Raw genomic sequence first — 24,811 nt, 5'->3', positions numbered from 1 at the left:
CGGTTGCCGCCCCTCCGTTATCTGCGTCCTCGCCCGTCATTGTGGCCCCATCCATGCATCAGGCGCATGCCTTCCATGCAATCCAGTCGCTGGTGGAATGCCAGGCCCCGTCCTAACGTCGTCCGTACGGCGCTGTTGCCGCAGACATGCGGGCTCCGCCACTCCATCCATGCTCCAAGTGACCCAAGGGGGACGTGTGTTGTCATGTCAGTGGATGCTGTCCGGGCGCGACCGATGACCGGGGAGCGGGGGCCTTCGCTCCCCGCGATGCTGGAGGACCTGGAAGAGCTCGTGCGCTGCGAGTCCTTCTCGGTCGACCTCGATGCGGTGGCGCGCAGCGCGGAGGTGGTCGCCGGCCTCGGGACGAGGCTGCTGGGGGCGGCACCCGAGAGGATCGTGGTCCGGGGGGTGAGCCATCTGCGCTGGTCCTTCGGCACCCCGAAGGTCCTGCTGGTCGGGCACCACGACACGGTGTGGCCCATGGGCTCGATCCGGACGCGCCCCTGGTCGGTGACGGACGGGCGGGCGCGGGGGCCCGGGGTTCTGGACATGAAGGCCGGGCTGGTGCAGATGTTCCACGCACTGGCCTCCCTGCCCTCGCCCGAGGGGGTGTGTGTGGTGGTCAACGGGGACGAGGAGGTCGGCTCGACGACCTCGCGGCAGCTGATCGAGGAGTCGGCCGCCGGGTGTGCGGCGGCCTTCGTGCTGGAGGCTTCGGCCGACGCCACGGGTGCGCTCAAGACCGCGCGCAAGGGCACCTCACGGTACGAGATCGTGGTGCACGGCAGAGCCGCGCACGCGGGCCAGGAGCCGGAGAACGGGGTGAACGCCACCATCGAGGCGGCCCACCAGGTACTGGCCGTCGCCGGCCTCGGTGCCTCCTTCGCCGCGGCGGACGACAGTCCGCTGGGCGCGGCGACCGTCACACCCACCCTGCTGTCGGCGGGGAGCGCCCGTAACACCGTGCCCGCGCTGGCGCGCTTGTCGGTGGACGTACGGGTGCCCAGCACGGCGGCCCAGGAGACGGCCGATGTCCTGTTGCGTGGGCTGAGCCCCCGGACTCCCGGCGCGCGGCTGGAGGTGCGGGGTGGCCGCCGGCGTCCGCCGATGGGGCCGGAGTCCTCCGTCGCGCTGTTCGCCCTCGCGTCCCGCATCGCCGCGGAGCAGGGTTCGGGGCCACTCGGCGGTGCCTCCGTCGGCGGGGCCTCCGATGCCAACTACACGGCGGCGCTCGGCTGTCCGACGCTGGACGGCCTGGGCGGCGTGGGCGCCGGCGCGCACGCGGACTCCGAGTACGTGGAGGTCGCCCGGATGGTTGCCCGGACCCGGCTGCTCGCCGAACTCGTCGCACGGACGAGGTCATGACGTACTCCCCGACCCTGCCGGCCGCACAGACCGCGGCGACCATGCAGCCCGATGCAGTTCTCCAGGAGGCGATTCGGATGAGATCAGGTGTGAACGGGTTCGGACTGGGCGAGATGTGCGGCGACTACGCCGTCGCGGGAGTGGGAGGCGCGCTCGCGCAGACGGGGCGGCGGGCGCTCACCGGGCTGTGCCTGGTCCTGTTGGTGCTCCTGGTCGTGAAAAGGCCCTCGGGAGCCCCGGTCAAGGGCGCGATCGTCGTCGGGATCTTGCTCGTCGTGTGGGGACTGACCCGCGCGTGGGGCCTCGTGTCCGCCAGGCTCGGGCTCCGCAGGTGCTACCTGTTCACGGGCGGACTGGTCGTCACCGGACTGTTCGGCCGGCCCCGGGGAGTCGTGGCGTGGGGCGATGTGACGGCCCTGAACGTGCTGGTCACCGGGTCGCTCCTGATGGCCTTTCACCGGTTCGAGATCGATCGGCGAGCGGCCGGGCGGCTGGCGTTCCTGGCCATGGGCATGCAGCCCGCCCTGGTGGAGCCCCTGCTGAGCCGGGCGGCGGCGCACGGCGTGGGGCGGTGACGGCAGCTGCCGCGGCCTTCTCCGGTCACCCTGACCGGAGAAGGCCTTCGTGCCCGGTCAGGCGAGCAGCCGGTTGGGGTGGGAGGCGCGCCGCGCGGCGGCCAGCAGGGCATGGATCCGGGGCCCCGCCTGATCCATGTCGGTGACCGGCGTCGCGAACGGCAGCCGTACGTCTCGGCGCGTGCGGGGGTACTCCAGGCGCAGGGTGATGCCGTAGCGGTCCAGTGCCACGGGCAGGGCCCGCAGCATGGTCCTGTCCGGCCTGGGGCGTACGAGGCGCAGGAGCAGGGGGACGAGTTCGCTGTGGCTGTCCATGAGGTGGGTCAGCATGTCCGCCTCGTGCACGGAGACCGGGTCGGGGGCCGCCGCTTCGAGTGCGGACAGCGTGACGAACGTACGGCCGCCGCGGTCGTCGAGGACGGCCTGGCCGAACTCCATGCAGATGCTGTCGGCGGCGTCGGCGTCGTAGGGGGCGGCCAGCAGGCCGGTCAGCGTGACGCGGGCGCGCAGCCGGTCGCGTACGGGTGTGGGGGCGACGTCCGTGAACTCCAGCCGGACGGGAACGGGGGCGGCCGGGTGCGCCGGTCCGGTCCCGGACGGTTCGTGCAGGTGGATGTGGCCCATCGCGCCCGTGCCGTCGAGCCGGTGCACCTCGACGGGGTCGAGGCCGTCGCTCACCACCGTCATCGAATGGGCGGCGATCAGGATCGACCGCATGCGCTCGGCGGGGGTCGGCTGTGTGGCGCGGGCACTGAAGGGGCGCATCCAAGTTCTCCTGAGGAGCGGTGACGAGACCTGATGACAGTTACTTAGGTATGCCTAACCTAACTCATCGGTCGAGGGTTGTGGAACAGGCCGGCAGCAGGGGATGTCTGCGCCGCCGAGGCGGCGCGTCGGCGGTGCCGTGCGGGGTGTGAGGGTGCTGCTCCATTCGGCTCCGGGTGCACCCCGGTCGAATGGCGGGCCGTCAGGGCGGCGCCTAGCGTCGCCTGGACCGAGGGGCATTGCTCGCTTGTATGGACAAAAGGTCCGCAGCTGTCTCTCGAGGACCCGGAGAAACATCATGCGCGTGATACGTGTCGCTTCCGCCGCCCTGCTCGGTGCCGCCGCCCTCGGACTCGCCGCTCCGGCGGCCCTCGCCGACGACGGCAACCACAACATCACGTCGTTCGGCTTCACGGTCTCCCCGTCGACGGTGTCCCCCGGCGGAACCGTCACCCTCAACGCCACCGGGTGCGAGGTCCCGTCCGTGACGGTCACCTCGGGCGTGTTCGACACCGTCAGGCTCGAGGAGGGGCACTCGGCCACCGCACGCGTCGACGACGACGCCAAGCCCGGTGCCGAGTACGACGTGACCTTCGACTGCAAGGGCGAGAAGGGCACCACGCCGCTGACCATTCGCGAGGGTTCCGGCCACGGCGACCACACGGGCTCCGTGATGCCCGGCAACGGCGTCCGGGCCGGCGCCGGAGGCAGCTTCTCCGGCATGAGCCCGGGTGAGATCGGCGCGGGCGCCGCCCTCGTCGCGGGCGCGCTGGGATTCGGCGCCCACAAGATGCGCCGCCGCTCCGGCGGCAACGTCTGACCGTGCGTGCGCCGACGGGCCGGGCCCCGTCGCGGGCCCGGTCCGTGACCACATGACCGGGAAGCGGAGAAGACGTGCACAGAGCCGTGTGGCACGAGTGGATCGAACCCGCCGAACCCCCTGAGCCGGTGCGCCGGGGCCTGTTCGGGCGCCGCCCCGCCAAGGACGACGGGGACCCGGGGGCGACGGACGGCGGCCGCCGCGGGCCCGGCTGGGGCACCCTGGCGGTCGTCCTGCTCCTCGGACTGTCCCTGCTCCGGCAGGGGTTCGGAGGCGACGGCGGGCCCCCGCAGCCCGCATCGGCCGTGGGCGACCGGTCCGGCGCCTCGGGCGCCGGGACCTGGCCGCAGGGACCGGCACCCGAACCGCTGAGCCGCTCCCTGCCCCAGCGGATCACGATCCCCTCGATCGACGTCCGGGCACCGGTCGGCGAGGTGGCTCTGGGCGCGGACGGGTGGATCGACGCCCCGCCGCTGTCCGACAACAACCTGGCCGCCTGGTACGAGGGTTCCGTCACCCCGGGCGAACCCGGCACCTCCGTCGTGGTGGGGCATGTCGACAACACCGCGGGCCCCGCCGTCTTCTACGGCCTCGGCGCGCTCGGCAAGGGCCGCCGCATCGAGATCCGCCGCGCCGACGGCAGCACCGCCGTTTTCACCGTCTACGCCGTGGAGGTCGTCAGCAAGGCCGGATTCCCCGCGGACCGCGTCTACGCGAACGCGGCCGACCCGGAGCTGCGCGTCCTCACGTGCGGCGGCGGCTACTCGCGGAAGACGGGCTACGACGGCAACGTCGTCGCGTACGCCCGGCTCACCTCCGTCCGTTGATCCCGGTCCGTGCCAGGCGAAGCCTTGTCCGCCCGATGATCATGGGATAGGTTCCCCGGGCACGAATCAGGGGATCATGGTGGGTGGGGGACATGGGCGACGAAATCAGCACGGCCGTGAAGAGCAAGGGGCCGAGCGCATGGGCGCAGGCATCCGCGGCCCTGGTGCTGGTGGCGGCACTCGGTGGCGGTGTGTGGGCGCTCGGAGGCACCACGCCATCCGATCGCGAACCGACGCCGGCCACCTGCTCGGGCGGGGAGCCGGGGAAGGACGCGAAGAAGTCCGCCGAATCGTCCCGGACCGTCTCCGGGGCGCGTCTGTGCGCGGTACTGAACCGCTCCGATCTCGCTGAACTGCTGGGCACACCCGGAGAGATCGCCAAGTCCGCGAGCGGCAGCGACGCGTCCACCGGGCCGGCCGGCGCCAAGGAGATCGCCACGCCCTCGGCGCGCGTCGAGTTCGAGTCGTACACCGTGACGCTCTCGGCGTCCTATGACCGGTTCCCGGTGAAGGGCTCGGCCACCCTGCTGGGGTACGGCGCACAGGAACGGACCTTCCTGGGACGCCCGGCGGTCCTCTACTCGCAGCAGACCGTCAGCATCGGTTTCCGTCTCGACGGGAGCGACGCCACCACCGGACCCGGCGTCCCGGCCCGTGCCCTCACCGTCGCCCGCGACGCGAAGGACGGCGGCGGCTCCTACGACGTGACCGTGTGGCGCGAGGACGGCAGGGCACCGGACGACGCGGTGCTGCTCCGCGTCGCCGAGAAGCTGTTCCCGACGATTCCCGGGTGGGCTGCCGGGAAGTGAGGGTGACGGGATGCGGGGGGTTTCGTCCGTCACCGTCGCCTCTCGCGTACCAATGAACGCAGGAGAGGTTCGGACGGAGCGAAATCGAGCAGGCGAGAGGTATGAGTTCACACTCGCGCACCACTTCGACACCGTCCGCGCGATTGCTCCGGTCCCGGGACCGTAGGACGGCCGGCAAGCCCGCAGTGCTCCGCCGGCAGGTCCTCGTCCCGGTCGCGATCGCCTCGATCACGCTCGTCACGGCAGGCTGCGGCGGCACCGACGTCCCCGCCGAGCCGTCCGCCGCGTCGCGCCCCGCGTCGGCCGGCTCCGCACCGGGCAGCGCCACCCCGTCCGGCACGGACTCCGCCGACCCCACCCCCGCCGCCACCGGCGGATCCGCCGACCCGAAACCGGCCGGCACCGCCGGAGCGGGGTCGACCGACCGGCGGTGCAAGGCGGAAGGGCTGAAGATGAGCCTCGGCCGCAGCGACGCCGGTGCGGGGCAGATCTACTACCGGCTCACGCTCACCAACGAGTCCGGCGCCGCATGCACCCTGCGCGGCTTCCCCGGTGTCTCACTGATCAAGCGCGACGGCAGCGTGATCGGGGTACCGGCCGAACGCGAGGGCGGGATGCCGGAGCAGACGGTGATCGGTCCCGGCCGGACCGCGGGGGTCACCCTGCACACCCTGAACCAGGGAATCAAGGACTCCGGCTGCTGGGCCCGGCCCGACTACCTCAGGGTGTACCCGCCCGGCTCCAGGGACGCACTGACCCTGCGGACCTCCCTGCCCCACATATGCGGCGACCGGTTCACCACCACGGCCGTGGCCGGCTGACAGACGTACGGGGACGTCCCCACCCCGTCTGCTCACCGGTTCCGTGCGGATCCCGGGTGGCCCCTGCCCGGCAGCAGCCACCCCGCGAGCAGCACCGCACCGGATCCGACGGTCAGCAAACCGCCGGCCAGGAAGGTGCCCCGCACGCCCGCGAGCGGCAGGACCAGCCCGCCGAGCGCCGCACCGGCCGCGATCCCGGCGTTGTAGGAACCGGAGTTGGCGGCGAGCGCCATATCGGTGCGGCCCGGCGCACACCGCAGCATCGCGTTCTGCGTCGTCATGAACACCGGCCCGAGCGCCCCGCCCATGAGGACGAGGAAGAACACCGCGGCCACCGGAGCAGTGCCGGACGCGTACAGACCGAGCATGCCCACGGCCTGCGTGGTCACGGCTGCGCTCAGCGCACCGTCCGGGAACCGGTCCAGCAACGCCCCCGTGATGCTCACCCCGGCCAGACACGCGACACCGAAGGCGACGAGCAGCACGCCGACCGTGCCCGGCGCGAAGCCGCTCACATCGCCGAGGAACTTCACCATGTACGTGAACCCGGCGAACGCCCCCGTGGCGGACAGCGTTCCGGCCGCCAGCACGACCCCGAACCGGCGGGCGTCCGGGTGGGTTCCGTACGCCGCGCGCTCCTCCTCCGGGCGTGACGTCGGCAGCAGGACGGCGATCGTCACCAGGGAGACGAGGCCCAGAACCGCGAGACCGGCGACCGGCACGGGCCAGCCGCTGTGCCGGCCCAGCCAGGTGCCGGCCGGCACGCCGAGCACGAGGGCGCACGAACCGGCCACCGAGAGCGCCCCCACCACACGCCCGCGGCCCTCGGGTGCGAAAAGCCCCACCGCGACCGGGCCCATCACGGCCCAGAACAACGCCTGGGCGAGCGCCGTCAGCAGCCGGGCCACCAGGAGCAGGCCGTAGGAGTCCGCCAGGGCCGCGAGCAGGCTGGACACGACCAGCGCGCCCAGCACCCCCGTGAGCACATGCCGCCGGGGCACGGCCCGCATGACATGGGCGAGCGGCAGCGATACCACGGCCACCGTCAGGCCGTAACCGGTGACGAGAAGGCCGACCGCCGGCACCGACACCGACAGGCTCTCGGAGATCAGTTCCAGGAGGCCGACCGGCAGGTTCTCCGCGGTGTTGAAGGTGAAGGCCGCCAGCATCAGTGCCGCGAGCACCGCGGATGCGTGCCAAGGCGCCGGCTGTGCCACGACCGGACGGCCGCGTCCCGTCGTCGCCCGGCCGGTGCGGATCAGTGCGGGCCCAGTTCGATGGCCCGCACCCCGGCGTAGAGGGCGGCGACGTCCGAGGGCCTGAGCAGAGAGCGTCCGGTGAGGCGGGAGACGCGGTCGAGGCGGTTGCGCACCGTGTTGCGGTGGCAGTAGAGAATCTCCGCGATCTCGGACGTCGACCCCGTCGCCGACTCCAGCCACGCGGTGAGGGTCTCCATGAGGTCCTTGCGGTCGGGTACGGCCAGGACGGGTTCGAGCAGCGTGAGGGCCATCCGCAGTGCCAGGTCGTGCCCGGCCGCGACCAGTGCCGCGGCCGGATCGTGGTCGAGGGTGACCGCCCCGCGCGTGCCCGCGGGCAGTGAGGACCGGGCCACTGTCGCCAGGCGCAGGGCATCGGCGCTGTCCCGGAGCCGGGTGTAGGCGGGGCTGAGCCCAGCGCGCCCCGTCGTCGCGGAACCGACGGCCGCCACGACCGCACCGGTTCCCGGCACCTGCGCGGAACCGGCGGCCGGGCCGGGCAGCGCGACGATGCCGGCGAGACCGTCGGGACGAGGACGCCACGCCGAGCGCAGTCCGCTGCGCAGCAGGGCCTGTTCCAGCGCGGTGACGTCGCTGTGCTCGGCGACGACGCAGACGTACGGCCCCTGCTCGGGCAGGCCCAGAGAGGCCGCGGTCCCGCCGAGCATCGCCCAGTCGGCCGTCTTGCCGGTGAGGAGGGCGTCCAGGAGCAGCAGCCGCTGGAGCTCGTCGGCCCGCGCCAGACCGACCAGGGTGTCCCGGTACACGTCGTTGACCGTCTGCGACGCGGCATCGAGCAGGGACCAGATCGACATGGAGGCCTGCGCGATGTCGTCCATCGTCGTGCCCGGCCGCTCCTTGGCCCGTCCGATGAGGGCATGGGCCAGCAGGCGGTAACCGATCCGGAAGGCGTGCAGGACCGCGTCGAGAGGAACACCCTGCGTGGCACGGCGGCGCACACACTGCCGGGTGCTGTCCGTGGCCATCGGACGGCGGTGCGCCATGCAGGTCAGCTGCTCCCGCAGATTGCGTTCGTTGAAGTCGCGTACGTCCGCCCTGACCTCATCGCTCAGCCGCGCGTACGGGGCGACCTCGGCGGTGATCGCACGGAACAGGTCGTCGGCGAGGTCGTCGACGCGATCCAGCAGTTCGGCGGCGCACACCGACAACAGCGGGGGAACGATCAGACCGTCCTCGGCAAGCTGCACTGGCATGCCGGTCAGCATACGGTTCAGCCGCCGGGCCGCAATTGTGCAGTCGCACAAGGAGGGCGCCGCATCCGAGGTCGTCCGCCCACCGCCGACGCGGCCCGCTGTGCCTCAGCATCTACTCACCAGCCGCTGAGGAGAAACCGATGCTGAACCTGTCGTCCCTGCTGGAGCACAGCGCCCGGGAACACCCCGGCCGCACCGCCCTGGTCTTCGGTGACATCCGCCAGACCTACGCCGAACTGCTCGCACGGTCCCGGGACATCGCCCGCACACTGAGGCGCCACGGAGTGGGCCGGGGCGACAAGGTGGCACTGTCCTGTCCCAACGTGCCCGACTTCCCGGCCGCCTACTTCGCCATCCTCCGGGTCGGCGCCGTCGTCGTGCCGCTCAACGTGCTGCTGCGCCCGCAGGAGGTCGCGTACCACCTCGACGACTCCCGGGCCAAGGCCTTCCTCTGCTTCGAGGGCACCCCGCAGCTCCCCCTGGCCGAGGTGGGCAGGGCCGGCTTCGACCGGGCGGACGGCTGTGCGCACTTCCTGCTGCTGGGCCGGGCCGGACACCAGGAGGACGACGGTACGGAGCCCGTCGAGACGGTCGCCACGGCCGCGGAGGAGACGGCCGTGATCCTCTACACCAGCGGCACGACGGGACGGCCCAAGGGGGCCGAACTCAGCCACGGCAGCATGGTGATGAACGCGATGGTCGCCGACCGGCTGTTCACGGCCGCGCAGGACGAGGTGATGCTGGCCTCGCTGCCGCTGTTCCACGCCTTCGGCCAGAGCGCGGTCATGAACATGGGTCTGCTCCGGGGCGCCACCCTCGTCCTCCAGCCCCGCTTCGACGCGGACGAGGCACTCCGGCTCATGCACCGGGAAGGAGTGACGTTCTTCGCCGGGGTACCGACGATGTACTGGGCCCTGCTCGGCGCACACGCCACCCGCGAAGGACAGGCGCCGCCGCCGCTGCGCACCGCCGTCTCCGGCGGAGCCGCCCTGCCCGTCGAGGTCCTCCAGCGGTTCGGGAAGGCCTTCGGTGTGGACGTACAGGAGGGGTACGGCCTGTCGGAGACCTCACCCGTCGCCTGCTTCAACCCGCCCGGACTGCCCCCGCGGCCCGGGTCCATCGGCCGGCCCGTGTGGGGCGTCGAGATGAAGCTCATCGACGACTCCTGGCAGACCGTCCCGGACGACGGCCGGGGCGAGATCGCGATCCGCGGCCACAACATCATGAAGGGCTACCACCGGCGGCCCCACGACACGGCGTCGGTGGTACGCGACGGATGGTTCCGCACCGGGGACATCGCCCGGCGGGACGAGGACGGCTACTACTACGTCGTCGACCGGGTCAAGGACCTGATCATCCGCGGCGGGTTCAACGTCTACCCGCGCGAGATCGAAGAGGTCCTGACCACGCATCCGGGCGTCGGCATGGCCGCCGTGGTGGGCGTACCCCACGCCACGCACGGCGAGGACGTCAAGGCCTACGTCATCCCCGCGCCCGGCACGGAGCTGAGCGAGGCGGACCTGATCGCCTGGTGCCGTGAGCGCATGGCCGCCTACAAGTACCCCCGCAGCGTGGAGTTCCGCGACAGCCTCCCCCTGACGTCCACCGGCAAGATCCTCAAGCGCGAACTGGCCGCGGAGAACCACGGCGACACCGCCCCCGCCTGACGCGCACCGATGAGCCGGTGGAAACGACGCCGCGGACCGAGCATGACAGCACCGCCCGGTCCCCGGCTGTCGGCAGGTTGCACAAACCCGGCCGTCCGTCATTGCCGCGATTGCGCAGAGACTGCCGGGCCCCGCTCGCCCAGGATGTGCCATCGAACACCGATGTGATCCGGACGACCCGTCAGGATCGCCCCGACCCAGGAGCCGCCATGTCATGGAGAAGGAAACTGCTCGTCCCGTTGGCCGCACTCGCTCTCGTCCTGTCGGCGCCGGCCGGCGCGGGAGCCGTGACGGGGTCCGCCGCCCCGGCCGGCGCTGCGGCGGTCGCCAACGGTGCCCCCACCGCGTTGGCCGCCACCGACTTCGGTGCCCCCGGCCCGTACGCCACCGCGGTCGAGGTCGGCGCGGTCACCACCCTGTACTACCCGCGTGACATCGCCACCAGCGACCGAAGCCACCCCGTGATCGTCTGGGGCAACGGCACGTTCGCCTTCCCCGTCGTCTACCGGGACCTGCTGCTGCACTGGGCCAGCCAGGGCTTCATCGTCGCCGCGGCGAACACCCCGCAGTCCAACCTCGGCATCTCCATGCGCGCGGGCATCGACATGCTCACCCAGCGCAACGCCGACCCGAACAGCATCTTCCACCACCACGTCGACCTGGAACACATCGGCGCCTCGGGCCACTCGCAGGGTGGTGCGGCCGCCATCGTCGTCGGCTCGGACCCCCGCATCGACGCCATCCTGCCGATCCAGCCCGGACCGCTGGCCAACATCAACTCGGTGCACGTCCCCGCGCTCCTGCTGGCCGGTCAGAAGGACAGCATCGTCTTCCCCTTCCTCGTCAAGGCCTTCTACGACGCCGCCGACCACATACCGGCGCTGTACGGCGAGGTGCGCGGAGCCGACCACTTCACGGTCGTGGGCGACGCCGGCCCGTTCGCCGCGCCGACCACGGCGTGGTTCCGCGCCCAGCTCATGGGCGACCAGGAGGCCCGCGCCCAGTTCTTCGGCCCCGGCTGCGGCATCTGCACCGACACCGCCACCTGGTCCGACGTCCGGCGCAACGACCTGGCGCTGAGCGTCCCGGCCACCGCTCCGTAACCGTCCACCCGCCGCGCCGCGGCTCCGAGCGGCGCCCCGCCCCCCCATACCCGCCTCCCGGTCGTCTCCGCGACAGGGAGGCGGGCACCACGCGTGAAAGGACCCGCAATGGACACCATCGCGACCACGAGCCGGGGCAAGGTCCGCGGCCGCGTCGTCGACCGCGTCGCCGCCTTCCTCGGAATCCCGTACGCCGCCCCGCCGTTCGGCGCCCACCGCTTCCGGGCCCCCGCACCCGTCGAGCCCTGGGAAGGGGTGCGCGACGCGCTGGAATTCGGTCCGACCGCGCCGCAGCGCCCCTACCTGCCCCCGCTCGACCGGCTGATCCCCGATGTGCGCATCCCGGGCGAGGACTGCCTCACCCTCAACGTCTGGACCCCCGACGCCGGCGGAGGGCCGCTGCCGGTGATGGTGTGGATCCACGGCGGCTCCCTGCGCAACGGCTCCGCCGCCATGCCGCTGTACGACGGCCGGGCCTTCGCGCGCGACGGTGTGGTCCTGGTCTCGGTCAACTACCGTCTCGGCGTCGAGGGGTTCGGCGTGTTCCCCGACGCCCCCGACAACCGGGGCCTGCTGGACCAGATCGCCGCCCTGACCTGGGTCCGGGACAACATCACCGCGTTCGGTGGCGACCCCGCGAACGTCACGGTGTGCGGCGAGTCCGCCGGAGCGATCAGCATCGCCGCCCTGACGGTCTCCCCACGCGCGGCCGGCCTGTTCCACCGGGCCGTCCTGCAGAGCGGCCCCCCGCACACGGTGCCGCGCGACCGGGCCGCGAAGACCGTGCACGCGATCGCGAAGGAACTCGGCGTGCCCGCCACGGCCGAGGCGTTCGCCGCCGTGGACCGCGAGCGGCTGCTCGACGCTCAGACCGCGGTGACGGGCAGGGCCGATCCGATCAGCGGGGGCCCGGGCTTCGACATCGTGGCCGACGACGACGTCGTACCGGCGCAGCCCCCGCTGCCCACGGTCGATCTGCTGCTGGGCTGCAACCGGGAGGAGTACCGCCTCTGGTTCGTACCGAGCGGGGCGGTGGACCGCGTCAGCGGGATCACGCTGCGGATGGCCCTGCTGAAGCTCCGGATCCCGTGGCGGGTGGCGCGGCTGTACCGGGCCGCCCGGCCGGACGCGAGCCCCGGGGTGGTCCTCGGTGAGATGGCCACGGACCTGCTGCTGCGCGGGCCCCTCAACCGCCTCGCCGACGCCCGGCCGGCCCGGACCTTCGTGTACGAGTTCGCCTGGCGCTCGCCCGTCCTGGACCTGGGCGCCTGCCACGCCCTGGAGATCGGCTTCGTCTTCGACAACCTCCGCCACGGCGAGTCGCTGTCCGGCCCGGACGCTCCCCAGCCGCTCGCCGACACCATGCACCGGGCCTGGGTCGCCTTCGCCACCACGGGCGACCCGGGCTGGCCGGCCTGGGACGCACGCCGCCCGGTGAAGGTGTTCGACCACCCCGACACGGGCCTCGTCCTCGCACCCCGACAGGAGGAGCTGGCCGCCTGGCTCTAGGAGAGATGTGCTCTTGACGCTGTGCGTAGTGCTACTCCAGCAGCTTTTCGCCGGTGAAGTAGCTTTCCCTCACTCCCTGGGAGCGACCCACTGCCGTCACGCAGGACAACCGGAGGTTCACCCATGCCCCGAGCGGCTCCGTACCTCACCGTGGCCGACGTGCTGCGCGCACGGATCCTCGCCGGGGAGTGGGGGACCGGGGAGCGGTTGCCGTCCCGGGCACGGCTCGCCGAGGAGTACGGGGTCGGGCGCAACGTCATGCAGCGGGCCATGGACCGGCTGATCACCGACGGCCTCCTCGAAGGCCGTGCCGGCTCGGGCACCTTCGTCCGCGCGCCCCGCGAGCGCCTGCGGCTGGTCCGCTCGCGGCACCGCGAACGCCGGGAGAGCCCTGCGCTCCGCTCCGCCACCCGGGAGCGGGGCGGAGCCGACGCCTGGGACGCGCACAGTCAGGTGCGGGTGCCCGCCCCCGAGACCATCGCCCGGCGCCTGGACATCGGCGTCGGAGACCTCTGTGTGCACACGCACTACGAGTTCCTGGCCGGCGGCCACCCCGTCCAACTGTCCGACTCCTGGGAGCCGATGGCGATCACGGAGGGAACGCCCGTCGTGCTGCCCGAGAAGGGGCCTCTGGCGGGAAAGGGCGTGGTCGAGCGCATGCGCTCCATAGGTGTGACCGTGTCGACGGTGATCGAGGTACCGCACCCGGCCCGCGCCACACCTGTGCAGGCACACCTGCTGGGCATCGGCGCGGGCGACCTCGTGCTGCAGATCGAGCGGACCATCCACGACGCGGACGGACGTCCCGTCGAGACGGCCGACATGGTCATTCCGGACGCACGCCGGGAAGTGGTCTACGAGTTCGCGGCCGACCACCCGTAGACCGGAACCCGCGTCAGCGGTATTCATCCCGACGAACGTGAGGCACCCGCATGCCGAATTCGTCCCGGCCCGGTCTCCTGCGGCAGCCGGACTTCCGCCGTCTGGTCGCCGCCACCGCGGTCGGTCAGCTGGGCGACCGCATCATCTTCCTGGCGTTGCCCTTCGTCGCCGTCTCGGCCCTGCACGCCGATGAGTTCCAGGTCGGACTGCTGACGGCCGCCGCTGCCGCGGGCTCGCTCCTGGTCGGACTGCCGGCGGGAGCGTGGGTGGACCGCATGCGCAAGCGGTCGGTGATGATCGGCACCGATCTCGTCCGCGCGCTGATCCTCCTGACGGTTCCGCTGGGCTGGTGGTCCGGCCGGCTGGAGGTCCGGTGGCTCTACGCCGTCGCCCTGGCCCATGGGGTGCTGACCGTCTTCTTCGATGTCGCGTACGTCAGTTATCTCCCGCATCTGGTGGGCCGCGGAAGCCTGATGGAGGGAAACGCGAAACTGTCGGCGACGCGCTCGGTGACCAGCGTCGGCGGGCCCGCCCTCGCAGGGCCGCTGATCGGGCTGGTGGGCGCCCCCGTGACGCTGCTGGCCGGTTCGGCAGGGATGGCGATGTCGGGCCTGCTCGCGATGACCGTCCGGAAGCGGGAGGAGATGCCGGAGCCGCGGGGGCGGCCCCGGCTGGGCCGGGAGATCGAAGAGGGCCTGAAGTTCGTCCTGAAGCACCCCACCCTGCGTTCCATCGTGCTCGCGGACGCGGTCTTCAACATCTCTCTGGCCGCATATCAGAGCATGCTGCTGGTGTTCCTGGACCGGCAGCTCGGCCTCCGTCCCTTCGAGGTCGGTCTCGTTCTGTCGGGAATGGGGTGCGGTGCCCTGCTCGGCGCGCTGACGGCCACCACGCTCTCGAAGCGGGCCGGCCAGGGACGGGTGATCTGGCTGGCGTCCCTGACCACCTGTCCGCTGACCGCCGTCATGCCGATGGCGCGACCGGGCTGGAGCATGTACGCCGCCGCGACGGGGCTCGCGGCCCTGTCGTTCGGGGGAGTGGTCCGCGTGGTGGCCCAGTCGAGCCTCCAGCAGGCCCTTACGCCGGATCGGCTCATGGGCCGGATGAGCGCGACGACCCGGTTCGTGGCGTGGGGCGGCATCCCGCTCGGCGGGCTTCTGGGCGGGGCGTCGGGGACGGCGTTCGGAGCGGCGGGCACCCTGTGGATCGGCGCGGCCGGCATGACCTCGAGCGTTCTGCCGACCTTCCTGTCACCCCTGCGCACCCTCCGCGGATCGCCCGTCGAAACGGCTCCGGAGCCCGCGCGCTGAGCGGTCACGACCCGCAGGTCCGCGCAGGACCGGCCGTCCGTCAGGAGAGGTCCCGGGCGACGAGCGCCGCCTGGAGCAGCCGCGCCTCGGCGGGGACCGCGAGGTCCAGTCCGGTCAGCGTGCCCACCCGGTGCAGCCGGTAGTCCAGGGTGTTGCGGTGGATGCAGAGCTCCAGGGCGCTCCGGCGCCGGTTGTGCCCGTGCTCGACGAACACCCGCAGGGTCTCCAGCAGATACGGATGCCCCGCCAGCGGGTCGAGCTTGGCCGCCAGCCGCCGCAGCGCGTCACCGGGGCGCGCGAGCTGGTACTCCAGCAGGACGTCGTCGAGGCGGTACAGCCCCGGTGGCCGGCCCAGTCGCTGGACGAGTTCCAGCACCCGCCCCGCCTCCGCCGCCGCCGTGGGGACGGCTGCCGGTGTCGAGGCCGGGGCGGCGGCCGCGTACACGTGCTGCCCCACCTCCTTCCCGAGCGTCTCCGCCAGACCGGTCACGCCGCAACTGCCCGGCAGCAGGGCGATTCCGGCGACGTGGTCCATCAGCACCGGGACACCGGCCCGCGCTTCGAGCGAGGACTGCACCAGCCTGGCCGCGGGGTTCGACTCGAAGGCCAGGGCGACCACCTCGTGCGCGCCGTCCACCGTGACCCCTGCCGCCTCCGCCAGTTCCTCGTGCGGGCGACCGGTCAGCAGGGCGGTCAGCAGCGCCCGGCGCACCCGCTTGTCCTCGCTGTGGATGTCCTCCTGGGCGTTGCGGTGGGCGAGGACGACCGCCGGCATGGCCGAGTGCAGGCAGGCCAGCAGCCGTGCTCCCGCTCCGGTCAGCTCCTCGGGCTCCGCCGTCTCGGACAGGGCCCGCCACCACTCCTCGGCGCCGATGAGATAGGCGGCGATCACCGCCTCCAGGGGCACGCGTTCCTCGGCCCTGCGGCCCGACCACTCGATGAGGCGCGTGAGGTCTCCCGGGTCCATCGCCCCGCCGTCACGCAGGGCCCGCAGCAGCAGTTCGTAGACCGCGGCGATCGACCGCGTCACCTCACCATCGAGTGTGTGGCGCGGCAGCTCCCCGTAGAACGGCACTTCCGCCGCACAGCGAGCGACGACGTCCGCGGTGAGATCGCTGCTGCGCACGGCCATGCGTGCATGTAGCCCAAGCATCGGCGCATCGTCACACCGCCCCCTGCCTGCGTCAATCGCTGCCCGCCGCGCTGAGACGACCGGCACACGGAATGGCAGGTCGAAAGAATGCGCTTGCACGCAATGATCCACCGGATCAGGAGCGGCGCGGGAGCCCCGTCGGTCATGGTTGCGGTGCGTGGGATTGCCGCCAAAGTCCCATAATAATAAGGCTGTTGTCCACGAGATGCGGGCACTGTCGGTCCAGAGTCTTGCCAGCCCGTCGCGAGCGGTCCTATCCTCACGGGCAGACAGCAGGAAAGCGCTTTCCATCTTCATCAGACCCCGCCGGTGACAGTGGAGTCCTGGCAGCCCGCCGTGACTCCGCAAGCGAGCCGCCATCGATCCGGCGGGGGCTGTGGGCGCGGTGCCGGTACGTCATGGGGTCCTGGACGCACGTCATGACGGCGACACATCGCGCCGCTCTTCACGCTTCGACGGTGACGGCCCTCCGGGGTGCGGCACGCGACGGGGTTTGGCATGTCATGAACATGTCACTCAAGCGTTCGGTCATTCAGTCATTCGGTCACCAGTCATCAGTCACTCGGGCGTTCAGTCACCCGCCCTCCGCAGACGGACCAAGGAGAACGAACATGAAGAGACGAGTCGCCCTGCGACTTCAGGCGGCGCTGGCCACGGCCGCCCTCGCCGCCGCGGCCGGTGTCGTCGTGACGATGCCCTCGGCATCGGCCGCGACCGGTGGCGCCACCGGCTACGCCACCCAGAACGGCGGAACCACCGGCGGAGCGGGCGGTGCGACGGTGCGGGCCACGACGGGCACCGCGATCCACCAGGCCCTGTGCGGCCGGGCCAGCAGCAGTACCCCGATCACCATCGAGGTCGAGGGGACCATCAACCACGGCAACACCACCAAGGTGTCAGGCGACAGCTGCAACACCGCCGCCGGAGTGATCGAGCTCAAGCAGATCAGCAACGTCACGATCGTCGGTGTCGGCAGCGGCGCCGTCTTCGACCAACTGGGCATCCACATACGCCAGTCCAGCAACATCATCATCCAGAACGTGACCGTGAAGAACGTCAAGAAGTCGGGCTCGCCCACCTCCAACGGCGGCGACGCGATCGGTATGGAGAGCGACGTCCGCAACGTCTGGGTCGATCACACCAGTCTGGAGGCCTCGGGCGGGGAGTCGGAGGGGTTCGACGGTCTCTTCGACATGAAGGACAACACCCAGTACGTGACCTTGTCGTACAGCACCCTGCGCAACTCGGGCCGCGGCGGCCTCATCGGTTCCAGTGAGACCGAACTGTCCAACGGCTTCGTCACCTTCCACCACAACCTGTACGAGAACCTCGACTCCCGGACCCCTCTGCTGCGGGGCGGCATCGCGCACATCTACAACAACTACTACGTGAAGCTCAACGAGTCAGGGATCAACTCCCGGGCCGGGGCCCGCGCGAAGGTGGACAACAACTACTTCAAGGACTCCAAGGACGTCCTGGGCACCTTCTACACGGACGCGGCCGGCTACTGGCAGGTCAGCGGCAACACGTTCGACAACGTGACGTGGTCCGCCCCCGGCAGCGAGAACAACCCGGCCGGACCCGACCCGAAGTCCAACACCACCGTCAGCATCCCCTACTCCTACAGCCTGGACACGGCCGCCTGCGTACCCGGCATCGTGGCCGCGACGGCAGGCGCCAACAAGGGCCTGAAGGTGTCGGACGGCAACTGCTCGACGCAGACGCCCACACCGGACCCGACCGACCCCACGCCCGACCCCACCGACCCCACACCGGACCCGACCGGGCCCACCGGCACCAACCTCAGCATCGGCGCCGGCGCCGACGGGACCAGCAAGGCCTCCGGGACGAGCTACGGCAACGTGCGCGACGGTGACCTGAGCACCTACTGGTCACCCGCAGGGGCCACCGGCTCCGTCTCGGTCAAGTGGGCCGCGGCCACCTCCGTCTCCTCGGTCGGCATCCGGGAGGCGTCCGGCTCCGCCGGTAGCCTCGGGTCCTGGCGGCTGGTCAACGGCGACACCGGTGCCGTTCTGACCTCCGGCACGGGGGCGGGCGACATCACGATCCCACCGACCTCGCTGCGCAAGATCACCTTCCAGATCACCGGCTCGACCGGCACCCCGAAGATCGCCGAGTTCGAGACCTACGGCAGCTAGGGTCTTTCGTTTGGATCAGGCTGGATCAGGGAGCGGGGTCCGGTGCGTGCAGCTGCAAGGCGGAGGAGGGAGTCACTGCGGAGCATTGGCGACCGACGACAACGCGGCAGATGCGCGTGCCGGGGCCCGCGAGCCCGGCATGATCCAAACGAGAGGCCCTAGCGGCCACCTGTCCCCGCCCGACCCCGGGGAGTGACCCGCGGCCGTTCCCGAGGGCGTGCCCCCGGGAACGGTCCCCGGCCCGGCCATCGCGCGGCGGTGGCCGGGCCGCGACGGCGTCAGCTCGTGAGGACGACGAGTTGCTGTGTCGCGCGGGTCATCGCGACATAGCGGTCGACCGCCCCTTCGATGCCCGTGCCGAACCCGGCCGGATCCACGAGGACCACCAGGTCGAACTCGAGCCCCTTCGACAGCTCCGGGGTCAGCGAACGGACCCGGGACGTCGCCCTGAACGTGGGATCGCCGATGACGCAGGCGATCCCGTCGGCGTGCGCGGCGAGCCAGGTGCCGAGGACCTCGTCGAGATCCTTCGCCGCTCCGTGGACGACGGGGAGACCGCTGCCGCGGACGGACGTCGGCACGTTGGCGTCCGGGAGCGCCGCCAGGATGACCGGCTCGGCCTCCGCCATGATCTCCTCCGGTGTCCGGTAGTTGATGCTCAGGGAGGCCAGGCGGATCCGGTCGAGCCCGACCCGCTCCAGCCGCTCCTGCCAGGACTCCGTGAAGCCGTGCCTGGCCTGCGCGCGGTCCCCGACGATGGTGAAGCTCCTGGACGGGCAGCGGAGCAGCAGCATCTGCCACTCCGCGTCGGTGAGTTCCTGCGCCTCGTCCACGACGACATGGGCGAACGGGCCGGCGAGCAGGTCCGGTTCGGCCCCGGGCAGTTCCGTGCCGTCGACCAGGGTGTCCTTGAGGTCCTGCCCGTGCAGCATCGTGACCGCGCCCTCCCCGTCGGCGTCGGCTTCGAGCAGGGAGTCGATGACGTGGGCCATGTGTTCGCGTTCGGCGGCGACGGTCGCCTGGTGCCGGCGTCTGCGCAGCGATGCCTCCGGGTCGCCGAGCCGCTGGCGCGCCGCGTCCAGGAACGGCAGATCGGAGACGGTCCAGGCCCGGGCGTCGGCACGCTGCAGCCGTGACACGTCGTCCCGGTCGAGCCAGGGCGCACAGATACGCAGGTAGGCGGGCACCGACCACAGGTCGCCCACGAGATCGGCGGCCTCGACGAGCGGCCACGCGCCGTCGAATACCTGCAGCAGCTCCCGGTTCTGCAGCAGGGACTTGCGGAGCAGTCCCTCCGGGGCGCCGCCGTCGTGCTTGTCCATCAGGAGGGTGACCAGTTCCTCCAGGACCTGGTCGCGCGCCTCGTTGTGCGGGACACCCGGTGCCGCTTCGAACGCCACCGCCCAGTCGGCGGCGGTCACCCGGACATCCGACCACGGGGTGGTGACCGTCATGCCCTCGGTGGGCGGGTCCTCGTAGAACCTGACGGCCGCCTCGACCGCCCGCACCAGATCCGCGGACGACTTCAGGCGGGCCACGTCCGGGTCCCCCTCGGCCGTCGCCGCGGCTCCCTCGGCGACGAGATCGCGCAGGGTGCACGTCTGCACGCCCTCCTCACCGAGGCTCGGCAGCACGTCGGCCACGTACCCGAGGTACGGCTCGTGGGGGCCGACGAACAGCACACCGCCCCGGTGGTGGCCGAGCCGGGGATCGGAGTAGAGGAGATAGGCGGAGCGGTGCAGGGCGACGACGGTCTTTCCCGTACCGGGGCCGCCGTCGACGACGAGAGCGCCGCGTGATCCCGCCCGGATGATGGCGTCCTGGTCGGCCTGGATGGTGCCGAGCACGTCCCGCATCCGGGCCGACCGGTTCCCGCCGAGGGTGGCGATGAAGGCGGACTGGTCGTCGAGAGCGGCATGCCCGGCCACCCCGTCGGGCGTGAACACCTCGTCCCAGTAGTCGCTGATCCGGCCGTGGGCCCAGCGGTACCTGCGGCGGCTCGCCAGCCCCATCGGGCTGGCGTGGGTCGCTCCGAAGAACGGCTCGGCCGCGGGGGAACGCCAGTCGAGCAGCAGCCTGCGGCCGGAACTGTCCGTGAGGCCGAGCCGGCCGACGTACACGGGCTCCGAACCGTCGGCGCCGACCATGTGCCCCAGGCACAGGTCGATCCCGAACCGGCGCAGCGTGCGCAGGCGGGCGGTGAGCCGGTGGATCTCGATGTCCCGGTCCATCGCCTGACGCCCCATGCCGCCGGGCGCCCTGCGTTCGGCGTCGAGGCGCTCGGACAGCTCGGCGACCGACTCCTCGAGGCAGGTGGCGATGGCCGCGAAATGCTCCTCGTCGCCGGCGATCAGCTTCGGCTCGGCCTTGGGGGAGAGGCGGTCGGGAAGGCCGAAGGCACTGGTGGTGAGAGAGGTCATGGTCAGCGGCTCCGTTCCGAGGTGGTGCCCGCGAAGTCCGTCGGTGTGCACTCCCACACCTCCGCGCGCCGTGCCCACGACCGTGAGGGGATTCCCCGTACCGGTTCCGCGTCGCCGCACGACCCGAGAACCGACAAAAACATATGCACTTCGTGAATCTCCCATTTCCTCAGCTTCTGGCCTCGAAGGGTGATTGTGCGGTACACCCGGGGCCTTGCCGCAAGCCCCCCACTGCGCTATAAGTTGAAAGTGGCAAGAGGTGGGGGTTCCCCTTGCCCGCATTCCCGCCGACGGACGCCGCGGAGGAAAGCGCTCCGCGGAGCGCGTTCCCGGCGAAGGTCACCTGTCCGCTTCGTCGTCGGTGTCATCGAAGAGGAACATGGTCCCGAGACGTCCGCCCTTGCCCGAGCTGATGACCCCGCTGTCAACCTCGGGCGTGCCCCGGAGGTACGCACCGCCGTAACCGTGGCCGGCCAGGAAGACACCCCAGGTGAGCACCCCCGGTTCGGTCGGTCCGCCGCCCGGCGCAGGGAACTCCTCCGGCACGGGACGCACCCGGCGCTGGAGGATGGACGGGCCGCCCACCGCCGCGCGCACCTGGGCTGACCATTCGCCGGCGGATGTCCGCCACCCCGCGAGCACGTCCAGGCCGCTGTGCGAACTGCTCGCCTTGAGCACCAGGTCCTCGCGGTGCGCCAACGCGAAGCGGACGAGGTCCACGCGCTCGCCCGCGACCTCGGTCTTCTCGTCCCGGACCAGCCGGGTCCACGGGAGCAGGCCGTCGATGACCTCCAGTTCCCCAGCGTCGAACAGGGACCGGTTCCGCGTGTCACTGAGGAGGGCCAGCGCGGCCTTGCTGCCGTACACCTCGTTCTCCAGCGGAGTGAACAGACTGACCAGCCCCCGGTCCGCCGCCCGGGAGAGGGGCGCGAGCAGGGCCACGTCCTCCGTGTCGGCGACGTCGTTGATGACGAACCAGCGGTGTACGAGGTCGACCCGGCGACCGGCCACGTGGACCCCGTCCGCGCGGTACTCCACCTCTCCGAGATGGCAGGGCACCGCGTCGATGCCGTGGGGTGCGAGCAGGGCGGCCATGCGGCGCAGGTGCGGCTCCATCGACGCGTAGCTGCCGGGCCACTCGACCAGGGCGACCACCGGGTTCGCGGAGCGGTCGAAGTCTGGGAACGACTCCTCCCACAGGTCCAGCAGCACCTCGGTCCCGTCGGTGAACCGCAGGCCGTGTTCCGCAGCGAAGGAGGCGATGTAGGGCTCGCGCAACAGGGCGTGGTTGAGCAGCGCGATGTCCCAGCCGCCGAGCGGGCTGCCGCCGTTGAGTTCGAGGAGGCGGAAGCCGTCCCGCTCGCGGTAGAGGTCGGCGCGGGCGCTGCGAGGGAGTACACGAGGCCGGCCGTCGGCCCGGAGCGCGGCGCCGGTCCGTACCGCAGGCCAGCCGAGGGCAGCGGTGAAGGCGCGCAGGTCACCGCCGTGGAACCGGTCGGGAAGCGTCAGAAGGAGGTCGTACAGGCGGCTCAGCCTCGCACCGGCCCGCCGGCTCTCCTCGTGGCCGAGGAAGACCGGACGGGTCAGGAACTCGCTTCCGTAGATGTCCCCGGCGAGGGGCGAGTCCGCGCACACGCGTTCCGGGGTGCAGCCGGCCGGCAGTCCTGTCAGGTAGTCCCGGACCAGCCGGGCCGCGGCGGACATCAGGCGACCTCGATGCGGACATCCGCGAGCACCTGGGCCGCGGCCGTGTTCACCTCGGCGGCGGTGCCGGCGTGCAGGATCACGTATCCGACCCGTGAGTCGTTGTCCCCGGGCGCGCGCACGTGGCCGCCCGGCTGGACGGTGAGCCTGCTCCGTGCCACCGCGTCCGAGTCGCCGATCCCGCTGACCGAGCGGAGGACCCCGCCCCGGGGCGGGGTCAGGAAGCGGATTCCGGCCGCCGTGTCGGCGGTGGGAGCGAGGGACGGCTCCTCGCCGAGTGCGATCTGTACGTAGATCCTCGCCTCGTCGATCCCGCGGGCCTGCCGCATGAGGGCGACGATGTGGTCCCCGGGCAGCCGGGCCCCGAGTTCGATGATGCGGGTGGTGCCGTCGGGGAGCAGCTTGAGTTCGGTGTGGGCGATGCCGTTCGTGATGCCGAGGGCGTGCGCGGCCGCCACCGCAGCCTGCTGCAGGGTGCGTACCGACGCCTCGTCCAGTTCCGCCGGCACGGTGTGCCCGAACTCGGCCCGTGCGGCGCCTTCGGTGGTGAACTTGTCGTAGGGCGGCAACGGCGTCGCCACGCCCCCGGCCACCACCGTCTCGATGCTGAACTCGGTGCCGCCGACGTACTCCTGGACGATCACATGGGCGTCCAGCGGGATGCCGTGCGGCATCTGGAAGAGATGGGACCTGGCGGTCGCGAAGGCCGTCGCCAGCTCCTCGTCACTGCCGACCACGGACACTCCCCAGGAGCCGGACTGCTCGGAGGGCTTCACGACGACGGGGTAGGCCAGGCCTGCCGTGTCCACCAACTGGTACGCCTCTTCGAGGGTGCGTGCGGCCAGGGTCAGCGGGGCCGGAATGCCCTGTTCGGTGAAGGCGCGCGCCATGATGCGCTTGTTACGGCAACTGAGCGCCCGGGTCGGGTCGTTGCCAGGAAGTCCGAGTGCGGCGGCAAGCTGCGCCACCAGCGGGGTCAGGAACTCCCAGCAGGCGACGACACCGTTGACGTCCTCGGCCCGTGCCAGCCCGGTGAGCCGGCGCAGTGCGCCCTCGCTGTCGGAGAGATCGACGAAGGCGAGCTTTCCGGCTTCCTCGATCTTGTGCTTGAGCGTGGGGGAGTACCACTCCTCGTAGACGTCCGGGTGCGTGACGACGACGACTTCCACGTCGAGGTCCCGAGCGGCGTCGATGACGTACTCGCCGGTGTTCCCCATCGCTTCGAGGAGAAGGAGCTTGGGCATGGTGGTGGGGCCTTCCTCGGCGGTCGGTGTGCTGGTGGCGCCGTTGTGCCGGCGTGGCATTCGGGTGTGGGTGTGTGTGGGTCACAGGGCGAACAGCGGGGCCGCGTACTGCTGCGGGCGCTGACTGATGAGACGTGCGCGCAGGGCGCGGGCCGCGTCGCCGGTGAGACCGAGGCCTTCGGCCACGCAGCGGAACGTGACGTAGCGGGCCTGCGCGTCGTCGGTCCGCAGGCGGGCCAGCCACGGGTCCAGGCGGCGCATGGCCTCGGTCACCGAGCCGTCGGGTGAGCCCAGTGCGTCCGGCCGCGACGACAGGTCGCGCTCGCGCTGGAGTTCTGAGAACCCGCAGACGTCCCGGCTGACCCGCTCGGCTTCGTCGAGAGTGTCCACAGCACGCGAACAGAGAGCGCCCGCGAGCCGGTTGCGGTCCAGGACCTGCTGGATGCTGCGGCGGTAGACGCGGGGACTGGCGTCGGTGAGGACCACCGGCCTGCCGGTGTCCCGTACGACGCACCCACCACGCCGGCCGCGGGCGGCGGCGACCAGGAGCGCACTGGCCTCCGAGGGATGCCAGGCGAAGACGTGCTCGACACAGGTGGTGTCGTCCTCGGTGAGAGTGAAGTAGTCGGTGCCCAGACCGGGCAGCAGATCGTGCTCCGGGATCTCGCAGTCGAGCCCCGGGCCCGCGAGGTGGAGGGTGGCCCGCACGCCTGCCGTGGCGCACGCCGCGATCACCAGGGCGTCCGGCAGCGGACTGAGCAGCGTGGGCTCGTCACCGCGGGCGAAGACGTCCCCTCCGACGTCGACGACCTCGACCTCGTCGACGTCGTACCTCTCGGCTGTCTCCGCGATCTGGCGGGCCAGTTGAGTGACTCCTCCGTACGGATCGAGCAGCCCCAGCGTGACAGGGAGCTCGGCGGCCAGCCGCGGAAGCGTGGAGCCTCCCGGCGCGAGGGCGGCCGAGTCCGCGGTGATCCGGGAGACACTCGGGGTGAGGGGCCGAAGGCCTGTGAAGTCCCGCGCGGAACGAGGGCCGGGGAGCGGGTCGACGACCAGACGTTCCCACGCGTAGCTGAGCACCACCGCCGGTTCGTCGCCGTGCAGCGCGCGGTGCACGAGGGTCGTGCCGATCACGTCGCCGCCGCCGCCGGCGGCGATGAGGAGCTGGGTCATTGCGCACCCTTCGGTCGTTGGAGGATTCCACCGGA

20 protein-coding genes are annotated in these 24,811 nt (G+C 71.7%); 12 read left to right on the top strand and 8 right to left on the bottom strand.

Annotated elements, in window-relative coordinates; translation table 11 throughout:
- Positions 1 to 267: 267 nt before the first annotated feature.
- Both OG408_RS02945 and OG408_RS02940 read left to right on the top strand, forming a co-directional pair.
- Positions 268 to 1,365 (top strand): M20 family metallopeptidase, encoded by a 1,098-nt coding sequence (locus OG408_RS02945; RefSeq protein ID WP_326674460.1) that lies wholly within the window; start codon positions 268 to 270, stop codon positions 1,363 to 1,365.
- Between the two features lie 77 nt (positions 1,366 to 1,442).
- A complete protein-coding gene (locus OG408_RS02940) occupies positions 1,443 to 1,940 on the top strand; it encodes a hypothetical protein (RefSeq protein ID WP_326667982.1) in 498 nt (165 codons plus the stop codon).
- A gap of 57 nt (positions 1,941 to 1,997) precedes the next feature.
- Here the strand turns inward: OG408_RS02940 and OG408_RS02935 are convergent, their stop codons facing one another.
- On the bottom strand, positions 1,998 to 2,705 hold the full coding sequence (locus OG408_RS02935) for a DUF2470 domain-containing protein (RefSeq protein ID WP_326667980.1): 708 nt from the start codon (positions 2,703 to 2,705) through the stop codon (positions 1,998 to 2,000).
- Positions 2,706 to 3,003: 298 nt separating this feature from the next.
- Here OG408_RS02935 and OG408_RS02930 point away from each other — a divergent pair, with 298 nt between their 5' ends.
- The 4 genes from OG408_RS02930 to OG408_RS02915 all read left to right on the top strand — a co-directional run bounded on the left by OG408_RS02930 (position 3,004) and on the right by OG408_RS02915 (position 5,982).
- Positions 3,004 to 3,525 carry a hypothetical protein gene (locus OG408_RS02930; RefSeq protein ID WP_285564071.1) on the top strand — a complete coding sequence of 174 codons (522 nt, stop codon included), beginning with the start codon at positions 3,004 to 3,006 and terminating at the stop codon, positions 3,523 to 3,525.
- 140 nt (positions 3,526 to 3,665) lie between these two features.
- On the top strand, positions 3,666 to 4,352 hold the full coding sequence (locus OG408_RS02925) for a class F sortase (protein ID WP_374771641.1): 687 nt from the start codon (positions 3,666 to 3,668) through the stop codon (positions 4,350 to 4,352).
- A 92-nt stretch (positions 4,353 to 4,444) separates the two neighbouring features.
- Positions 4,445 to 5,161, top strand: a complete 717-nt coding sequence (locus tag OG408_RS02920) for a DUF6215 domain-containing protein (protein WP_326667977.1) — start codon at positions 4,445 to 4,447, stop codon at positions 5,159 to 5,161.
- Positions 5,162 to 5,346: 185 nt separating this feature from the next.
- A complete protein-coding gene (locus OG408_RS02915) occupies positions 5,347 to 5,982 on the top strand; it encodes a DUF4232 domain-containing protein (RefSeq protein WP_326667976.1) in 636 nt (211 codons plus the stop codon).
- Positions 5,983 to 6,014: 32 nt separating this feature from the next.
- On the opposite strand, the gene OG408_RS02910 is transcribed toward OG408_RS02915, so the two are convergent.
- Both OG408_RS02910 and OG408_RS02905 read right to left on the bottom strand, forming a co-directional pair.
- A complete protein-coding gene (locus OG408_RS02910) occupies positions 6,015 to 7,151 on the bottom strand; it encodes an MFS transporter (protein WP_326674458.1) in 1,137 nt (378 codons plus the stop codon).
- A gap of 89 nt (positions 7,152 to 7,240) precedes the next feature.
- The gene (locus tag OG408_RS02905; protein ID WP_266787208.1) at positions 7,241 to 8,452 is read right to left on the bottom strand and encodes a PucR family transcriptional regulator; all 1,212 of its coding nucleotides are present in this window, start codon (positions 8,450 to 8,452) and stop codon (positions 7,241 to 7,243) included.
- Positions 8,453 to 8,592: 140 nt separating this feature from the next.
- On the opposite strand from OG408_RS02905, the gene OG408_RS02900 reads away from it, so the two are divergent.
- From OG408_RS02900 to OG408_RS02880, 5 genes are all read left to right on the top strand, one after another.
- Positions 8,593 to 10,119: a long-chain-fatty-acid--CoA ligase gene (locus OG408_RS02900; RefSeq protein WP_326667975.1), complete on the top strand. Its 1,527-nt coding sequence runs from the start codon at positions 8,593 to 8,595 to the stop codon at positions 10,117 to 10,119.
- 209 nt (positions 10,120 to 10,328) lie between these two features.
- Positions 10,329 to 11,222: an alpha/beta hydrolase family protein gene (locus OG408_RS02895; protein WP_266787212.1), complete on the top strand. Its 894-nt coding sequence runs from the start codon at positions 10,329 to 10,331 to the stop codon at positions 11,220 to 11,222.
- A 108-nt stretch (positions 11,223 to 11,330) separates the two neighbouring features.
- Positions 11,331 to 12,731 (top strand): carboxylesterase/lipase family protein, encoded by a 1,401-nt coding sequence (locus OG408_RS02890; RefSeq protein WP_326667973.1) that lies wholly within the window; start codon positions 11,331 to 11,333, stop codon positions 12,729 to 12,731.
- A 123-nt stretch (positions 12,732 to 12,854) separates the two neighbouring features.
- Positions 12,855 to 13,613 (top strand): GntR family transcriptional regulator, encoded by a 759-nt coding sequence (locus tag OG408_RS02885; RefSeq protein WP_326667971.1) that lies wholly within the window; start codon positions 12,855 to 12,857, stop codon positions 13,611 to 13,613.
- Between the two features lie 50 nt (positions 13,614 to 13,663).
- Complete coding sequence (locus OG408_RS02880; RefSeq protein WP_326667969.1) at positions 13,664 to 14,923, top strand: MFS transporter; 1,260 nt, start codon at positions 13,664 to 13,666, stop codon at positions 14,921 to 14,923.
- A 40-nt stretch (positions 14,924 to 14,963) separates the two neighbouring features.
- Here the strand turns inward: OG408_RS02880 and OG408_RS02875 are convergent, their stop codons facing one another.
- Complete coding sequence (locus OG408_RS02875) at positions 14,964 to 16,055, bottom strand: PucR family transcriptional regulator (RefSeq protein ID WP_326667967.1); 1,092 nt, start codon at positions 16,053 to 16,055, stop codon at positions 14,964 to 14,966.
- Positions 16,056 to 16,687: 632 nt separating this feature from the next.
- Between OG408_RS02875 and OG408_RS02870 the strand changes: the two genes are divergently transcribed.
- Positions 16,688 to 18,235: a pectate lyase family protein gene (locus OG408_RS02870; protein WP_266787222.1), complete on the top strand. Its 1,548-nt coding sequence runs from the start codon at positions 16,688 to 16,690 to the stop codon at positions 18,233 to 18,235.
- 278 nt (positions 18,236 to 18,513) lie between these two features.
- Here OG408_RS02870 and helR read toward each other — a convergent pair whose 3' ends face one another.
- The 4 genes from helR to OG408_RS02850 form a co-directional block, all read right to left on the bottom strand.
- Positions 18,514 to 20,655: an RNA polymerase recycling motor ATPase HelR gene (gene helR, locus OG408_RS02865; protein WP_326667965.1), complete on the bottom strand. Its 2,142-nt coding sequence runs from the start codon at positions 20,653 to 20,655 to the stop codon at positions 18,514 to 18,516.
- A 339-nt stretch (positions 20,656 to 20,994) separates the two neighbouring features.
- Positions 20,995 to 22,359: a hypothetical protein gene (locus OG408_RS02860; RefSeq protein WP_326667963.1), complete on the bottom strand. Its 1,365-nt coding sequence runs from the start codon at positions 22,357 to 22,359 to the stop codon at positions 20,995 to 20,997.
- Positions 22,359 to 23,663: an ATP-grasp domain-containing protein gene (locus OG408_RS02855; protein WP_326667961.1), complete on the bottom strand. Its 1,305-nt coding sequence runs from the start codon at positions 23,661 to 23,663 to the stop codon at positions 22,359 to 22,361. The genes OG408_RS02860 and OG408_RS02855 overlap by 1 nt, the downstream gene beginning before the upstream one ends.
- 21 nt (positions 23,664 to 23,684) lie before the next feature.
- Positions 23,685 to 24,776: a DUF1152 domain-containing protein gene (locus tag OG408_RS02850; protein ID WP_266787230.1), complete on the bottom strand. Its 1,092-nt coding sequence runs from the start codon at positions 24,774 to 24,776 to the stop codon at positions 23,685 to 23,687.
- Positions 24,777 to 24,811: the final 35 nt, after the last annotated feature.

It is taken from the genome of Streptomyces sp. NBC_01257, assembly GCF_035917255.1.
Taxonomy (GTDB): Bacteria; Actinomycetota; Actinomycetes; order Streptomycetales; family Streptomycetaceae; genus Streptomyces.
This window is presented reverse-complemented; position numbering and strand designations above follow the sequence as displayed.

Excerpts from the sequence above, each read along its gene's own strand:
- OG408_RS02945 (WP_326674460.1), top strand. The coding sequence starts at position 268 with ATGCTGGAGGACCTGGAAGAGCTCGTGCGCTGCGAGTCCTTCTCGGTC.
- OG408_RS02940 (WP_326667982.1), top strand. The coding sequence starts at position 1,443 with ATGAGATCAGGTGTGAACGGGTTCGGACTGGGCGAGATGTGCGGCGAC.
- OG408_RS02935 (WP_326667980.1), bottom strand. The coding sequence starts at position 2,705 with ATGCGCCCCTTCAGTGCCCGCGCCACACAGCCGACCCCCGCCGAGCGC.
- OG408_RS02930 (WP_285564071.1), top strand. The coding sequence starts at position 3,004 with ATGCGCGTGATACGTGTCGCTTCCGCCGCCCTGCTCGGTGCCGCCGCC.
- OG408_RS02920 (WP_326667977.1), top strand. The coding sequence starts at position 4,445 with ATGGGCGACGAAATCAGCACGGCCGTGAAGAGCAAGGGGCCGAGCGCA.
- OG408_RS02910 (WP_326674458.1), bottom strand. The coding sequence starts at position 7,151 with ATGCTGGCGGCCTTCACCTTCAACACCGCGGAGAACCTGCCGGTCGGC.
- OG408_RS02905 (WP_266787208.1), bottom strand. The coding sequence starts at position 8,452 with ATGCCAGTGCAGCTTGCCGAGGACGGTCTGATCGTTCCCCCGCTGTTG.
- OG408_RS02900 (WP_326667975.1), top strand. The coding sequence starts at position 8,593 with ATGCTGAACCTGTCGTCCCTGCTGGAGCACAGCGCCCGGGAACACCCC.
- OG408_RS02895 (WP_266787212.1), top strand. The coding sequence starts at position 10,329 with ATGTCATGGAGAAGGAAACTGCTCGTCCCGTTGGCCGCACTCGCTCTC.
- OG408_RS02890 (WP_326667973.1), top strand. The coding sequence starts at position 11,331 with ATGGACACCATCGCGACCACGAGCCGGGGCAAGGTCCGCGGCCGCGTC.
- OG408_RS02885 (WP_326667971.1), top strand. The coding sequence starts at position 12,855 with ATGCCCCGAGCGGCTCCGTACCTCACCGTGGCCGACGTGCTGCGCGCA.
- OG408_RS02880 (WP_326667969.1), top strand. The coding sequence starts at position 13,664 with ATGCCGAATTCGTCCCGGCCCGGTCTCCTGCGGCAGCCGGACTTCCGC.
- OG408_RS02875 (WP_326667967.1), bottom strand. The coding sequence starts at position 16,055 with ATGGCCGTGCGCAGCAGCGATCTCACCGCGGACGTCGTCGCTCGCTGT.
- OG408_RS02870 (WP_266787222.1), top strand. The coding sequence starts at position 16,688 with ATGAAGAGACGAGTCGCCCTGCGACTTCAGGCGGCGCTGGCCACGGCC.
- helR (WP_326667965.1), bottom strand. The coding sequence starts at position 20,655 with ATGACCTCTCTCACCACCAGTGCCTTCGGCCTTCCCGACCGCCTCTCC.
- OG408_RS02860 (WP_326667963.1), bottom strand. The coding sequence starts at position 22,359 with ATGTCCGCCGCGGCCCGGCTGGTCCGGGACTACCTGACAGGACTGCCG.
- OG408_RS02855 (WP_326667961.1), bottom strand. The coding sequence starts at position 23,663 with ATGCCACGCCGGCACAACGGCGCCACCAGCACACCGACCGCCGAGGAA.
- OG408_RS02850 (WP_266787230.1), bottom strand. The coding sequence starts at position 24,776 with ATGACCCAGCTCCTCATCGCCGCCGGCGGCGGCGGCGACGTGATCGGC.